Here is a 14,594-nt window from a genome sequence, read left to right as displayed (position 1 = left end):
AACTAATAGATAATTTTCTATTTATTAATAATTAAAAGTAAAACCTGATCCAGATCACAAATAAACTTTTTTTATATTGCAAATAGAGGTCAGCATGTCAAAATGTTACCCGTAACTAGTTGGATGTACGAAGGATCAATAATGACTAAAAAAAATAAACAAGTTTTTGTATTAATGGGAGTATCTGGTTGTGGTAAATCAGCTGTTGCCAAACAAGTTGCTTACAATCTGGATGCTGCTTTTTTAGATGGTGATTTTTTACATCCAAAGGCTAATATTTTAAAAATGCGGAGCGGTACACCTCTAAACGATGAAGATAGAATGCCTTGGCTTAGCTTAATCAGTAATGCCGTATTTGCTATGAGTAATGTTAACGATGTCTCAATTATTATCTGTTCGGCATTAAAACGAAAATATCGAGATATTATTCGCGGTGAAAATGAAAACGTACATTTTATTTATTTGAAAGGAAGTTTCGATGTAATCGCTGAAAGACTAGCTAAACGTAAAGGACACTACCAAAAAACAGGGATGCTTCAATCTCAATTCGATACTCTAGAAGAACCAACTACTGATGAAAAAGATGTCTACAACATCAATATTGAACAACCATTAGAAAAGGTTGTGCACGATACTGAAAAAGTAATACGCACAATATGTCATTGTTAAAAAAATAGAAAAAAATAAGACGAGGTCAATGTGAATCCGACTATTCAGGCTGTAACTCAACGTATTATTGAGCGTTCTAGGGCATCTCGTACCGCTTATCTGCAAAAAATAGAAAGAGCTATGCATAAAAAAGTAACTCGATCTAGTTTACCATGTAGTAATTTAGCCCATGGTTTTGCTGCTTGTTGTAGCGATGATAAAAGTGATCTAAAAAACATTTTAAAAAGTAACATAGGGATTATTAGTTCTTATAATGACATGTTATCAGCTCATAAACCGTATGAGTTTTATCCTGAACAAATTCGAAAAGCACTTCACGAAGTTGGCGCAGTTGGGCAAATGGCTGGTGGAGTACCTGCCATGTGCGACGGTGTAACTCAAGGCGAGCCTGGAATGGAGCTATCATTAATGAGCCGTGATGTGATTGCAATGTCGGTTGCTGTCGGGCTTTCACATAATATGTTTGATGGTGCTCTATATCTTGGAATATGCGATAAAATTGTACCAGGTCTATTTATTGGCGCATTAACGTTTGGTCACTTACCTGCTATTTTTGTACCTGCAGGACCAATGCCATCGGGCTTACCTAATAAAGAAAAGGTGCGTATCCGCCAGCTTTACTCAGAAGGTAAAGCTTCGCGTGAAGACTTACTTGAATCAGAATCGGCATCTTATCACACTAGTGGTACTTGTACTTTTTATGGTACCGCAAATAGTAACCAAATGGTTATTGAATTAATGGGACTACATTTGCCAGGGACGGCCTTTGTTCATCCTGAAACAGCATTACGTTATGAATTAACCAATGCTGCTGCTAAACAAATTACTCGCCTAACCAACCAATCAGGAAACTATATGCCTATTGGTAAAATGGTAGATGAAAAGGTGATTGTCAATGGTCTAGTTGCACTACTCGCAACTGGCGGTTCAACTAATTTAACAATGCATATTGTGGCGATGGCTAAAGCAGCAGGCATAATTATTAATTGGAATGATATTTCAGATCTATCAACAGCAGTACCACTACTTTGCCGAATTTACCCGAATGGTCCAGCCGATATAAACTATTTTCAAGCCGCTGGAGGGACATCTTTATTGGTTCGCGAATTATTATCGGGTGGTTTATTACATGAAGATGTTGAAACTGTAGTAGGGCGTGGACTTAGTCGTTATACTCAAGAACCTATTTTAGAAAATGGCAAACTTACTTTCCGTGAAGGTCCAACAAAATCATTAGATGACAGCGTCATTGCATCAATCAAAAGACCATTTAATTCTCATGGTGGATTAAAAGTGATGTCAGGAAATCTTGGTCGTGCAATTATGAAAACATCAGCCGTTGCACCTGAACATCAAATTATTGAAGCACCAGCAGTCATCTTTAATAGCCAATATGATTTAGATGCCGAATATAAAGCAGGCAAACTAGATAAAGACTGCGTAGTTGTTGTCCGTTATCAAGGCCCAAAAGCAATTGGCATGCCAGAATTGCATAAACTAATAACACCGCTAGGTGTTCTGCAAGATAAAGGTTATAAAGTTGCGTTATTAACTGATGGTCGATTATCGGGAGCTTCGGGTAAAGTACCTGCCGCAATTCATGTCACCCCCGAAGCTTATGATGGAGGTTTACTCAGTAAAATCCAAAATGGAGACATGATCCGTGTTAATGGTCAAACTGGCGAAATAACATTATTAGTAGACGAAGCAGAATTAGCCAAACGTGAACCTTATTCTTTCGACTTAACGGATTCACATCTAGGTTATGGGCGTGAACTATTTACCGTTATCCGAGAAAATTTAACTTCCGCAGAAGAAGGCGCCGTTAGTTTTTAATTCATTTATTCTGCCGCAAATCAGCGGCAGATCCCCCCAAATTATACTGAAACACCCCTATTTCCTGAAACTTTTTAACAAAAACTCTCTGTAAACTTGTCATTTAAAATAAATATAAAAAATAATATAAACTATTTCTTGATAAAATTATCCACCAATAGATTTACTACATCGCCCATTTTCCCTTGCAAAGAAGCTTTTACACTGTAAAGCGCCATTCCCATAACCTGCGATGCTTGAATTTCAGGCGGCATAACTAATTCATTAGAGCTGGTTTTAACATCTAATAATGCAGGACCTTGATGCGATAAAAATGATTGCATTGCTTCATCAAGAGAATCAGAGTTATCAACTCTTATCGCAAATAATCCCATCGAATCGGCAACTTTTGCAAAATTAGGATTCTGTAAATCGGTATAGTGATCAACTAAACCTTCTGATTTCTGTTCCAATTCAACAAAATTAAGTGAACTATTATTAAGCACAATAATTTTAATTGGCAAATTTTCTTGAATTGTAGTTAACAAATCGCCTAATAACATACTAATACCACCATCACCTGATAAAGTAATAACCTGACGATTAGGAAATGCTTTTTGCACGCCTAACGCTTGCGGCATTGCATTTGCCATTGTGCCATGTTTCAAACTAATGACAGTACGTCTTTTCCCATTGGTATTAAAATGCCTACAAGCCCAAACCATAGCAGAGCCAACATCAGCACAAAGCACAGCGTCTTGTGTCGCATATTTATCAACAAGCTCGGTTAAATATTGAGGATGAATCATTGTTTGAGACGGTACAGCTTTCTTATTCAATTTATCCATTGCTTTTATATACAATTGGCGACATTTTTCTAAAAACTTAGAATCTTGCTTTTCATCAACTAAAGGAATTAAAGCGGCTAACGTTGGCTTACTACTACCAACAACCCCCACACTCACTGGATGACGCCGCCCAAGATGAGTGGCATCAATATCAACTTGAATAATAATCGCTTTATCAGGATAAAATTGCGACCACGCAAAATCAGCACCTAACATAATTAACACATCACACTCTTTAATCGCTGTTGTTCCTGACTCCATACCAAACATACCAGTCATACCAACGTTATAAGGATTATCATACTCAACAAAATCTTTACCCCTCGATGTATGCACAATAGGTGATTTTAATTTTTCAGCAAAGGCAATAAGCTCATCGTGAGCCTCACACACTCCTTGCCCAGCGAAGATAGCTATTTTATGATTATTATTAAGTATTTCTGCGATTTGATTCAATTCTTCATTTGACGGGCGAATAATAGGTTTAGGATGATAAATTTTATGCCCACTATTATCTTCAACCTTAATTAAACTAATATTATAAGGTACCACTAAAACAGCTACACCTCGTTGATTAATTGCAGCTTGAACTGCTGCGGTTGTTATTTGTCTTGCTTGGGTTGGATCATTGATTTGCTGACAAAATACAGAACAATTTTTATAAATAGATTCAAAGTCAACTTCTTGCGGAAAATCGGTACCTTGTTGCGAAGTCACCAATTGGCTTGCCAATAAAACAACAGGTACTTTATTACGGTGTGCTTCATAAATACCGTTAATAAAATGCAAACTTCCTGGACCACAAGATCCAGCACAAGCCGTAATTTGGTCTGTTAAATAAGCTTCTGCCCCTGCGGCAAAAGCACCGACTTCCTCATGACGAACATGTACCCATTCAATATTACTTTTTTTAATAGAAGAAGTAATATGATTCAAAGTATCCCCAACAATACCATAACAATGCTTAACACCTGCTTCAGACAAAACATCAACTATAATTTGTGCAACAGATTTTTTTGATGACATATTCTCTCCTAAAGAGTTAACGATTAAATAGGTTTAGTTGCTTAAATTACACCTACTTTTCAATAATGCGAATAGGTCATAAAGAAAATAGCAAAAAATGTTAAAAAACGAAAAATAACGTAAAAAAAATTAACGATAAAGTAATTATAGCCATATAAACTTTATTTAGAGATATTCCCTATTACAATAAATCAAGGTATTATGTACAAAATGTAATCTGTATCATAGAGCTACTTTTTGTGGAACATTTGTCATCTGAGGATGGTTTAGTATCATCAATCGCTAAATTCTTACCTAATTATTTTATTGAATATTACCCACTTATTACTGTCTGCATATTATTATTAATAGCAATTTTAATGTTTTCGTTCAGCAAATTAAGAATGGACATTATTGCATTGCTCACAATAACGGCAATCACCATCACAGGCGTATTAACACCAGCTGAAGCCCTCGCTGGATTTAGCGATCCTAATATTATCTTAATTGCCCTTCTATTTATTATTGGTGAAAGCTTGGTTAGAACAGGTATTTCATACAAAATGAGCGAATACATATTAAAAGTCGCAGGCAAAAACGATATTCGCATTATCACCTGCATTATGTTAGGCGTTGCTTTGCTTGGCTCAGTGATGAGCTCAACTGGCGTAGTTGCAATTTTTATACCCGTTGCCATTAGCATTGCTAACCATACTGGTATTCATGTAAAAAAATTAATGATGCCACTTTGTATTGCGGCATTAATAAGTGGCATGATGACACTGGTTGCCACCGCTCCAAACCTTGTTGTAAACAGTGAATTAAACCGTGCCGCTTTGACTGAATTCAGTTTTTTCTCGATCACCCCAATTGGTATTGGTGTTTTAATTGTCGGGGTTATATATTGCATATTAACACGCAATTGGTTACTCACAGCAGAACAAGTTACCCCAACTAATACCCAACCACAAAGACGAAAAATCACCGATTTAATTCGAGACTATAAATTAATTGGCCGAGCCCATCGAGCACAAATACTAGCTGGCTCACCTTTTGTTGGGCGCACAATTGATGGCTTACATTTGCGTAGTGAACATGGTGTAAATGTTATTGGTATTGAACGTTGGCGCAAATTCCACAAAGTACTAATCCCCGTTAATGGCTCAACCGAATTTCGTGAAAATGATATTTTATTACTCGATATGTCACACTCCGAAGCCGATTATCGAACCTTTTTAAACACCAACAACCTTGAACCGAAAGTATTACGAGGTGAATATTTTTCAGAACAGGTTAAACAAGTCGGCATGGCCGAAGTTGCCCTGCTCCCAGAATCGACACTGTGTGGAAAAACACTTAATGAAATTGATTTTAGAGGAAAATATTTCCTGACTGTAATTGGTATTTGGCGTAATCATGCACCAGTTGAAACAAACAACTTATTCCAAGAACGTTTAGAAATGAGTGATACATTACTAGTTTGTGGTGACTGGGGTTCGATCCAAAAACTACAAACTCGAACCAATGACTTTGTTGTATTAGACTTTCCGGCCGATATCGACGACATTGCACCAGCAAGCTCACAAGCACCAGCGGCTTTAATTAATCTCGCCATTATGATTATTTTAATGGTGACAGGTATTGTGCCTAATGTGGTTGCGGCATTAGTCGCCTGCTTACTGATGGGAGCAACACGATGCATTGACATGGCTAATGCCTATAAATCCATACATTGGCCAACCTTAATTCTAATTATAGGTATGATGCCTTTTGCACTAGCACTCAACAAAACGGGGGGGATTTCGCTCATATCAGCTTGGCTTGAAGTCCACTTACGCTCTTTCGGCCCATACATGGTGCTAACATTTGTTTTCTTATTATGCTCAACAATTGGATTATTTATATCCAATACTGCAACAGCCATTTTAATTGCGCCAATCGCTATTGATTTAGGACTAAAATTTGGTTACTCACCTTATCCATTTGCCATGACGGTGGCAATTGCCACATCAGCGTCATTTATTACGCCCGTATCCTCACCGATTAAAACCATGGTAGTAGCACCGGGAGGATACAGCTTTAGCGATTTTGTCAAAATTGGCGTACCGTTAACTTTTTTAGTAATGGCGGTGGATATTGCTTTAGTACCGGTGTTTTTTCCGTTTTAAAGCCTAACTATGGTAATGATTGAAAATAATACTAATATAAAAGCATATTTTATTAAATTGAGAAATAGGAGAATTTAAAAATGATGAATTTTTTACAAACCATTATGGGACTTGCAGTTTTTGCTGCATTAATTATCGGACTGTTGACTTTCTTAGGCATATTTATTCTATTGCTATGTTACACAATTATAAAGCAAGTAAAATCAGATAAAAAAAGTGATAAAATAAGTGATGAAATATTAATACAACACTATAATATGTTTAAAAAATACAAAGATAGTGTTGCTCTTGCAGTTTTGTGCTACGGCATTCTTTATATGTATGGCATGAAATTAAATCAAAAAGCTTTTGATGCTTATAAACAATGTATGATTAAACGTAATTTACCTTTATAATTTTTACTCACCAATTTAAACATAGTAATGGCAACAACAAAATAATCCACCAAACCTCCTGTTTTGCGTGCTGCTCTTACTTATAATTGTCATTACATTCTGACACCATAAAGAAGATTCCCATATTTACTTTACGGTGTTGTGAGCGTTTATTTTGATTTAAAACCATCAAGATATAGAATTTGATTGTATTGGAATTTTTGTTTTGCTTTTTTAAATTAAATCTGTTGGTTACAGCGTGCTAAGATTTTGTTTGGTGTAGTGGTTTTAGACGTTTTAGCCTTTTGGTGGAATAAATAACAATAGTGGCAAGCAAGCTATGCGAATTGCCAGATCCCATTTAACAATCTCATTCTTAGCTGTACAGAATAAAGCCTACTTATATTTACTCATATTATCCTGATACTCGCCTTTTCGAGATCATTTTCACTTTGCTCAAATATTCAAATTTGTTACAGAAAATATATCCGCCAGCGCTCAGTTTTAACTCATCCGCTATAATTCGTTCTTGACTAGCGCAGCCAAACATTCCTGTTGGCTTGGCCTTATGGAATTTCGCATAAAATTCGCCAAATCGGACGTTAGTCGAATGTTATTTATTCTATAAAAAAGTCTGAAACATTGTCGAGCTCAAATAACTGTATAGCTGTATAATTGAATTAAAAAAACTCAATAAAATTAGTTAATATAATTTTTTATTATTTATTGGCACACAGGCCTATCAATTTTCAAATTTGAAACCGCTTTATTCATTTGTTTAATCATATCTTTAGGGCTTTGAGCAATATAAACTTTTCCTCCTGTTGCATTAGCAATACAGTCAATTTTGTGTTCACCAGCAATATCCACAATATTAATCTTTAATCGTGGTTTTTGTGCAGCTATATAATTTGCTAATGTACAAATATTTTTCCTTGTACAATTATCTTCACCATCGCTAATAATAAGAATATAATCATCACGATTTATGCCATCAAGCATTTTACTCGCTTTTTCTAAACCATTATATAAAGGTGTTCCTCCTCCTCCAGCTGCAGTCGGTGTTAAGTTTCTAATTCTATGCTTTAGTGATGGGCGATTTTTGTAATTATAAAACGGCGAAACTTCTGCTGCTGGGCAATTAGTCAACGTTACCAGTGAAATACCAATATTCGGTTGTATTTTATCAATACTCGATGTAGCCACACTCTTACTACTTGATAAACGAGTTGGTAAACGGGTCATACGCTTTTCGTATTTGATTCTTTCTTCTTCTGACATATTACTACCATACGTCAAATATCGAAAATATTGTTCAACCGCTGATGGCGATTCATTTAATGTTACTGTCATTGATAATGAATTATCAAACACTATTGCCATTTTAGATGGATTAGGATCTTTATTCATCTCTTCTTTGGTTATACAGTTCGGTGGATTTTTTACCTTTGGCTTTAACGGTGGCTGAGGTATCGGTTCAGGTTTAGGCTCTGATTTTGCAATTGGCGTAGATTCTTCAGGCACGGTATCTTTTGGCTCAGTAACAGGCTCAGACGCCGGTTTAGGTTCAGGCTTCTTCACTATAACAGCCGGCGCAACAATAGCTATAGGATCGGGAACAACTGTTTTTTGTTTACCAAAAGGGCAAAATAAATACCACAGAATACCAAGCAAACCAACAAGCAATAAGGCTAATAGTAAAAAATGCCACCAACGCCAAAATGGTTTTAGTGGAATAACTGGAGCTACTACAGGTAAAACTGGTTCTTCAAAGGTATTAATAATAACGGGCTCATCATTAATAACATAAATTAGGTTACCTAAACTTTTAATTCTTGGAAGCCATGCTGAAACTAAATTTCGCTCTTCATCGTTTAATGGCATTAGTTTAATAGCATTTTCAATATCATTAATACGTGTTTGTAATGTCTTGGCTATTTTGTTTCTATGCGATTCATCGACAAGACTATCAAGTAATATAGGTTGCCCTTCAAGATTAGTGTACCATCCAATATATTCATTGTTATCAATCAATTTTGGTATTGCTAAAACCGAAAAAGTACGATCAGTTAAATGTGATTTTAATAATAATATTAAGGAATTATATTGTTCTAATAGAGAAATTTTCTCTAGATTATTATAATCAAAGACTATCCGCGTTATTCGTTGCATTATTGATTTAATTCCTTACATTCTCATATTATTACTCTAAATAATGTGCTAAATCTAACTTTTATAGATAAAAATATAAAAAACGATACATTCGAGCTATGTAATTGTATCGTTTTATTTAAAATTGATTATTCGCATATAGGTTTACTAATATTCATACTCGAAATAGCTTTATCCATTTGGTTAATTATCTGTTTTGGACTTTGAGCTATATAAACCTTACCTCCAGTTTTGTTTGCTACACAGTCAATTTTATGCTGCCCAGCGATATCAACAATATTTATTTTTAAACGAGGTTGTTGAGTGGCAATTTTGTTCGCTAAAGCACAAATATTAGCTTTGGTACAGTTATCTTCACCATCACTAATAACTAATATGTAATCATCACGGTTTACACCATCAAGCATTTTACTTGCTTGTTTTATACCACTATATAAAGGTGTTGCGCTTTTATTTTCTAATGGTTGTAACCTATTTATTTTATTTTTTAACTTGCTTCTATTTTCATAATGATAAAATGGAGTAGTTTGTGCAACAGGACAAGCAGATAGAGTTACTAGCGCAATATTAACGTCTGCTTGTATTTTATCAATGCTCGACAATGCTACTTTTTTACTTGTTGATAACCGATTTGGTAAGCGAGTCATTCGTTTTTCATATTCATCAATTTCTTGTTGTGTCATTGAATAAAAATCAGCATGCAAGTATTGATTAATGGATGCCTGAGTTTCCATTAAAGTCAATGACATCGATGCTGAATTGTCAAATATCATAACCATTTTTGGTGTGTCTGTATTATTCGCAATTTCTTCACGAGTAATACAACTTTTAGGTGCTGGTATCGGTTCAGGCTCCGATTTTACAACAGGTTGTTGCTCTTCTTTTGGTGGGTCTGATTTCTTTTCTTCAACTGGCTGAGTAATTACAGGCTTTGTATCAGGAATCGTAGGCTTTGCTTTTCCATATGGACAAAATAAGTACCAAATAATACCAAGCAAAGAAAGTAATAATAGGGCCAGAAGTAAATAATGCCACCAACGCCAAAATGATTTTGGAAGAATAACTGGTGCTGGAGCAGGTAAAACAGGGTCTTCAAAGGTATTAACAATAACCGGCTCATCATTAATAACATAAATATGATTGCCTAAACTTTTAATTCTAGGTAACCATGATGAAATGAATGCCTGCTGCTCAGCTGTTATGGGTATTAGCTTAACAGTTGTTTCGATATCGTTAATACGATATTGTAGCGTTTTTTCTATCTTAGCTTTAAGTGATTGATCACTAATTTCGTTCAATAAAACAGGTTGTCCTTCTAACTCGGTATACCAACCAATATATTGATTATCGTCAATCAATCTTGCTATTGCTAAGATAGAAAAAGTACGATCAGTTAAATACGGTTTTAGCAATGCTAACAATGAATTATATTGATCTAATAAAGATATTTTTTCAGAATTATTACGATCACACATAACTCTTGTTATTCGCTGCATTGCCTATTTATTCCCTTTTATTTAACTTCAGTTTTTGTTTGAATATTGATTAAACCAGAATATATTTATATATTCAGTGCCTTTTGCAATTGTTGAAGTTTTTTATTTAACTTTTCTAACTCAACTTGTTTTTCAAGTTCAGAACTACCTGAATTGTTAACTTTTTTCAGTTGCTGTTCTATATCTCTGACTTGAGCCTGTAGATCGTCACGGCCTTGGGCTTTTTGTTTAACTTCATCAGTTAGTTTAGTTAAATCAGTTTTTAATTTTTGCTGCTGTGCCTGTTTTTGTTTAATGCTTAATGAAGTGTTATTTTTTTGTTTTTCAATTACAGCATAAATTTCTTTAAACTGCTGATTAGCTCTTACTTCATTCTCTAGAATTTGCTTTTTTTGATCAATTCGAGCTTGGTAATTCCCTGAATAATTACAGCTGATTTTGTCCATAATACCAATGTTAGTATTAGTTGGATCACACTGTTCGGGCGTTGTTGAACAACCAACTAAAAAAATAAACGGGCTGAGTAATAGAAGATATTTTTTTTTCATAATTAGCTAACCTTAACCGCTGAACGTTGTTTTGTAACAAGATTAATTTGATTTTCAAGTACTGAAATTTGTTTATGTAATTGGCTTATTTGTTTATCAAGTTTTGATACATTCATACCTGATTGTCGTTCTTGAGATGATATTGAAATCCAATCATTTTCAACGCCTCTCATGCGTTGTAATTTATCTTGTAAATAAGCAATATTAGCATCAATTTGAACTAAATCTTTTTGAGCCTGTTTTTTATTTAAGGTTTCTTTTTTAATTTGATTATTTAATACATTAAGTGTCGCTAAATTCTTATCTAATACAGCTTTAGCTGTTTCAGTTACAGCTTGTACTTCGTAAGTGTTTTGTTGAATATCTTGGATGTAAACATCGAGGCGCATTTCAGCATCCGCATATTCTGCTCGTTTGTTGTCAAGATAATAGTTTGCTCCCATCATAACACCACAACCTACGGCTGCAGACGCAATACATACGCCTGTTTTCCCTCCTGCTAGCATACAGCCAATACCGCCCAAACCAGCACCAATAGCACAGGATTGCCACGCTGATTTACTAAAAAATTTAGCTGTATTACTTTTGGCCAATGCGGGATCGACATTTCTGGAGCTCACTCCGCCAGAACCTTGGCATCCTGTTAGAATAAGCGATACACACAAAGCAAGTGTTAGGATAATTTTATTCATCATTTATTTCCTTTTATTTCGGTACATGTTTGTAGCCAAATCGTTCGTTCGATTTTTCCCGATTCAATATATTGATTAATATGTTTGAAGTAAAGTTTTAAATAATCACTCATATTAGCTTTGCCACTATTTTCTAAAATAAATTGAGTTGATTTGGCTTGATCATTAATCGTATTTTTTTCGTAATTTGACGCAGTATTAACTATTGTGTCAGAATAATATTTCAATATAAAATCCCGTGCACTTTTAGATTCATCAACAACTTTTTTTAAATTATCTAGCTTCGCTTTTGAGCACATATTGTCATCTTCCAATGCGTCTGTTTCTTTTGGATCACAAACCTCATTGGTCATTGTTTTATATAAATTGTCATTATACTCAAATTTGCTGTTTAAATCTGAAACATTAGCGCACAAAAATGCGCCTAGCTGTAATGCCGATTGAATGGAACGATCCCGTTGTTCATCTCGAGCTTGATTAGCACTTCTTAAAAGCGTATTTAGTTTATTTAATTCTTTTTTTGTTTTTTCATCTTCAACTTGTTTGGTGATTTTTTCAAGCTCATTAACGACATTACCATTTTTTGTACTGTCTGTTTCGTTACCTAACTGACTCCATTCTTTATCTAACTCTTTGATTTTTTCATTCGAATTCATCACTTCGGTTGTATAAACTAAACGAAATCCAACATCTTTACTTTTATACGCACCTTTATCATCATAAAAAGGTTTTTCGGTACGAAAAGCACTGGTAGTTGATGATTCTGGTGTTAAATAACTCCCACCACGGACAATCACTCCACCTTGTTGACCATGGTAGCGATCTAGTTTATTCATTCGAAACGAATCAAACATCATTTCGCTTGCATTACCTAAAATATCATAAAGATCTAGCGGGTTAGGTTCTAACCTACCAATCAGTTGTAATTTACCATTAGCAGATTTTGCGCCAGAAAACCATGCATAGCTTTCGAGATTACCTTTCATCGGAAATAGGGATTCACGAAACTCCGATTCTGTCACTTTTGACCCACCGCGAGCGGCATACTCCCATTCGGTATTATTAGGTAAACGAACATAACCATTAGGTAAATTACTTGATTTTATTTTTGATTGGTTTTCAATTAACCAACGATTATATTTATCCGTAAAGGCGATGACATCAAACCAGCTAATATCAGTAATGGGAAAAGAAAGATTTACTTTAGGAGTTGGGCAAGTCTCGTTCATTACTGATTGATATTGCAATGCGGTAATCTCATATTTACCTATCAGGTAATACCGTTCTTTACCTGCATCAGAAAAACTACCAGCAATATAATTAGGTGTTGCATACTCGGCAAAACCGAGTTCTTTTTGGTTACTGCCTAAAATGATTTTAATATCATCTAACGGTTTATTGGTCGGGGTAAAAACCTTTTTCATCACTAAACTGCCATCACATGGCATAGGTAAAATCACGTCATCTTTTGTTGGTTTGGGATTATAAAATTTACTATCCCAAGGTTGAGCAAAACTTAATGATGGATGTAGATTAATTGCAGCCAATCCCCAACAAGCTAGTCGGACGTATCGAGTACAATTATGCTTCACGTAAGCTTTCTGCTGGTTGAATTTTGATAGCACGTCGCCCTCCTATAAGCACAATGCCTGCAGCAATAAATAAAGTGAGTAAAAAGGCTATGATAAGATGATAAAATTGTAATTGACTTACAACAGATTGTGAAACCAAATTTTTACCTAAAACTAAATTAAACGCATAATTACCTATTACAAAAAGAGTACAAGAGGCAACAAAAGCCAAACAGCTTAAAATCATAGCTTGGTTTATTAAATAAAGCATAATACCTTTAGAGCGAAAACCGATTAATCGCATAAAGGCAATATCTTTACGTTTGCGTTCAATATTTGATAAAAATGATCCTATAAATGATAAAACACACCCTAAAATCGCTGTAATTGCAATAACGCTAAAAATAAAATTAAGTACTCTATTAATCGCTTGCATGTTTTCAATTGCGTTAGCCTGTGTACGCGTTTCAATGTGTTTTTCTCTTAATTTAAATGCTAGTGGTGATACATTATCAAGTGAGTCTGCATAAATACGAGCTCGTGCGAACGAGGTATGTTCAGGTGGATTTAATTGTCCTGTTGAGGTTGGAAAAATGTCACTTTGATAACCATCATAATAATTTTCCATATCAATAAGTAATTCTAAAGTAACAAAAACCGCGGCACGGCTATAACGGTTTTCGGGAATAATGCCAACCACATCTAATTCAGTCATGCCTTTTTCTAGTTTTCCATCAAGCTGCCTAGTAATTACCATTTTGACTCGACTTCCTACTGTTACTTGCATTTTTTCGGCTGATAATGAACTTAATAAAATTTGTTTTTTATTATTAAGTAATGGCAAGTTTTTTGTTATTGGATCATCTTTGGCTGTAGGTATAATTTCGGCATTATTAACAAAATGGCTAGCATCTTTCATTAAATCAGCTTGCGTATTTAATGAACGAGTTAATGGAATAACAAAAGCTGTTTCTGGCTGTTTCTTTATCCACTCAAACACTTCATCTTTTAGTTGTAAATTACCAACTATTTTTACTTCTAAATTTTGCGGGTCATTAAGCAATTGCTCTCGAAGTTGAGAAACCACACCATATTTTAAACTAAATAGCAATAATAGCGGTGTAATTACTGATATTACTGAGGCAATAATACAAAATGAAACTTTTTTGTCATACCATAAGTCAGCTACAGACAAACGAGTTATAAGTAACCATTTTGATATTGCTTTAGTCATCT

The 14,594-nt window shown here is 34.7% G+C and carries 11 protein-coding genes; 4 read left to right on the top strand and 7 right to left on the bottom strand.

From position 1 onward, the window contains the following. Nucleotides 1–141 precede the first annotated feature (141 nt). The gene (gene gntK / locus ACGH6S_RS01235; protein WP_411578220.1) at nucleotides 142–669 is read left to right on the top strand and encodes a gluconokinase; all 528 of its coding nucleotides are present in this window, start codon (nucleotides 142–144) and stop codon (nucleotides 667–669) included. A gap of 30 nt (nucleotides 670–699) precedes the next feature. Beyond that, complete coding sequence (gene edd / locus ACGH6S_RS01230) at nucleotides 700–2,505, top strand: phosphogluconate dehydratase (RefSeq protein ID WP_411578219.1); 1,806 nt, start codon at nucleotides 700–702, stop codon at nucleotides 2,503–2,505. 131 nt (nucleotides 2,506–2,636) lie between these two features. On the opposite strand, the gene ACGH6S_RS01225 is transcribed toward edd, so the two are convergent. Then, nucleotides 2,637–4,358, bottom strand: a complete 1,722-nt coding sequence (locus ACGH6S_RS01225; protein WP_174798845.1) for a thiamine pyrophosphate-dependent enzyme — start codon at nucleotides 4,356–4,358, stop codon at nucleotides 2,637–2,639. Nucleotides 4,359–4,663: 305 nt separating this feature from the next. Here ACGH6S_RS01225 and ACGH6S_RS01220 point away from each other — a divergent pair, with 305 nt between their 5' ends. Together ACGH6S_RS01220 and ACGH6S_RS01215 are read left to right on the top strand one after the other, a co-directional pair. Continuing rightward, nucleotides 4,664–6,505 carry an SLC13 family permease gene (locus ACGH6S_RS01220; protein WP_411578251.1) on the top strand — a complete coding sequence of 614 codons (1,842 nt, stop codon included), beginning with the start codon at nucleotides 4,664–4,666 and terminating at the stop codon, nucleotides 6,503–6,505. A gap of 80 nt (nucleotides 6,506–6,585) precedes the next feature. Next, entirely contained in the window at nucleotides 6,586–6,900 is a 315-nt protein-coding gene (locus tag ACGH6S_RS01215) for a hypothetical protein (RefSeq protein ID WP_065609344.1), read from the top strand. Nucleotides 6,901–7,602: 702 nt separating this feature from the next. Here ACGH6S_RS01215 and ACGH6S_RS01210 read toward each other — a convergent pair. From ACGH6S_RS01210 to ACGH6S_RS01185, 6 genes are all read right to left on the bottom strand, one after another. Beyond that, nucleotides 7,603–9,051 carry a VWA domain-containing protein gene (locus ACGH6S_RS01210; RefSeq protein ID WP_411578218.1) on the bottom strand — a complete coding sequence of 483 codons (1,449 nt, stop codon included), beginning with the start codon at nucleotides 9,049–9,051 and terminating at the stop codon, nucleotides 7,603–7,605. A 128-nt stretch (nucleotides 9,052–9,179) separates the two neighbouring features. Further along, nucleotides 9,180–10,547: a VWA domain-containing protein gene (locus tag ACGH6S_RS01205; protein ID WP_411578217.1), complete on the bottom strand. Its 1,368-nt coding sequence runs from the start codon at nucleotides 10,545–10,547 to the stop codon at nucleotides 9,180–9,182. Between the two features lie 65 nt (nucleotides 10,548–10,612). After that, complete coding sequence (locus ACGH6S_RS01200; RefSeq protein ID WP_085164554.1) at nucleotides 10,613–11,095, bottom strand: hypothetical protein; 483 nt, start codon at nucleotides 11,093–11,095, stop codon at nucleotides 10,613–10,615. Nucleotides 11,096–11,097: 2 nt separating this feature from the next. Further along, nucleotides 11,098–11,790 carry a hypothetical protein gene (locus tag ACGH6S_RS01195; RefSeq protein WP_296299834.1) on the bottom strand — a complete coding sequence of 231 codons (693 nt, stop codon included), beginning with the start codon at nucleotides 11,788–11,790 and terminating at the stop codon, nucleotides 11,098–11,100. Continuing rightward, complete coding sequence (locus tag ACGH6S_RS01190) at nucleotides 11,787–13,412, bottom strand: SUMF1/EgtB/PvdO family nonheme iron enzyme (protein ID WP_411578216.1); 1,626 nt, start codon at nucleotides 13,410–13,412, stop codon at nucleotides 11,787–11,789. Before ACGH6S_RS01190 ends, ACGH6S_RS01195 begins: the two co-directional genes overlap by 4 nt. Beyond that, nucleotides 13,369–14,592, bottom strand: a complete 1,224-nt coding sequence (locus ACGH6S_RS01185; protein ID WP_085164559.1) for an ABC transporter permease — start codon at nucleotides 14,590–14,592, stop codon at nucleotides 13,369–13,371. Before ACGH6S_RS01185 ends, ACGH6S_RS01190 begins: the two co-directional genes overlap by 44 nt. Between the last annotated feature and the right edge of the window lie 2 nt (nucleotides 14,593–14,594).

Origin of the sequence: Gilliamella sp. BG3, assembly GCF_046635605.1 — a bacterium.
Lineage (GTDB): Bacteria > Pseudomonadota > Gammaproteobacteria > Enterobacterales > Orbaceae > Gilliamella > Gilliamella bombi.
Note: the sequence above shows the minus strand (reverse complement) of the source record. Positions and strands in the feature narration are given on the sequence as shown.

Excerpts from the sequence above, each read along its gene's own strand:
- ACGH6S_RS01215 (WP_065609344.1), top strand. The coding sequence starts at position 6,586 with ATGATGAATTTTTTACAAACCATTATGGGACTTGCAGTTTTTGCTGCA.
- ACGH6S_RS01210 (WP_411578218.1), bottom strand. The coding sequence starts at position 9,051 with ATGCAACGAATAACGCGGATAGTCTTTGATTATAATAATCTAGAGAAA.
- ACGH6S_RS01200 (WP_085164554.1), bottom strand. The coding sequence starts at position 11,095 with ATGAAAAAAAAATATCTTCTATTACTCAGCCCGTTTATTTTTTTAGTT.
- ACGH6S_RS01225 (WP_174798845.1), bottom strand. The coding sequence starts at position 4,358 with ATGTCATCAAAAAAATCTGTTGCACAAATTATAGTTGATGTTTTGTCT.
- ACGH6S_RS01195 (WP_296299834.1), bottom strand. The coding sequence starts at position 11,790 with ATGATGAATAAAATTATCCTAACACTTGCTTTGTGTGTATCGCTTATT.
- gntK (WP_411578220.1), top strand. The coding sequence starts at position 142 with ATGACTAAAAAAAATAAACAAGTTTTTGTATTAATGGGAGTATCTGGT.
- ACGH6S_RS01185 (WP_085164559.1), bottom strand. The coding sequence starts at position 14,592 with ATGACTAAAGCAATATCAAAATGGTTACTTATAACTCGTTTGTCTGTA.
- ACGH6S_RS01205 (WP_411578217.1), bottom strand. The coding sequence starts at position 10,547 with ATGCAGCGAATAACAAGAGTTATGTGTGATCGTAATAATTCTGAAAAA.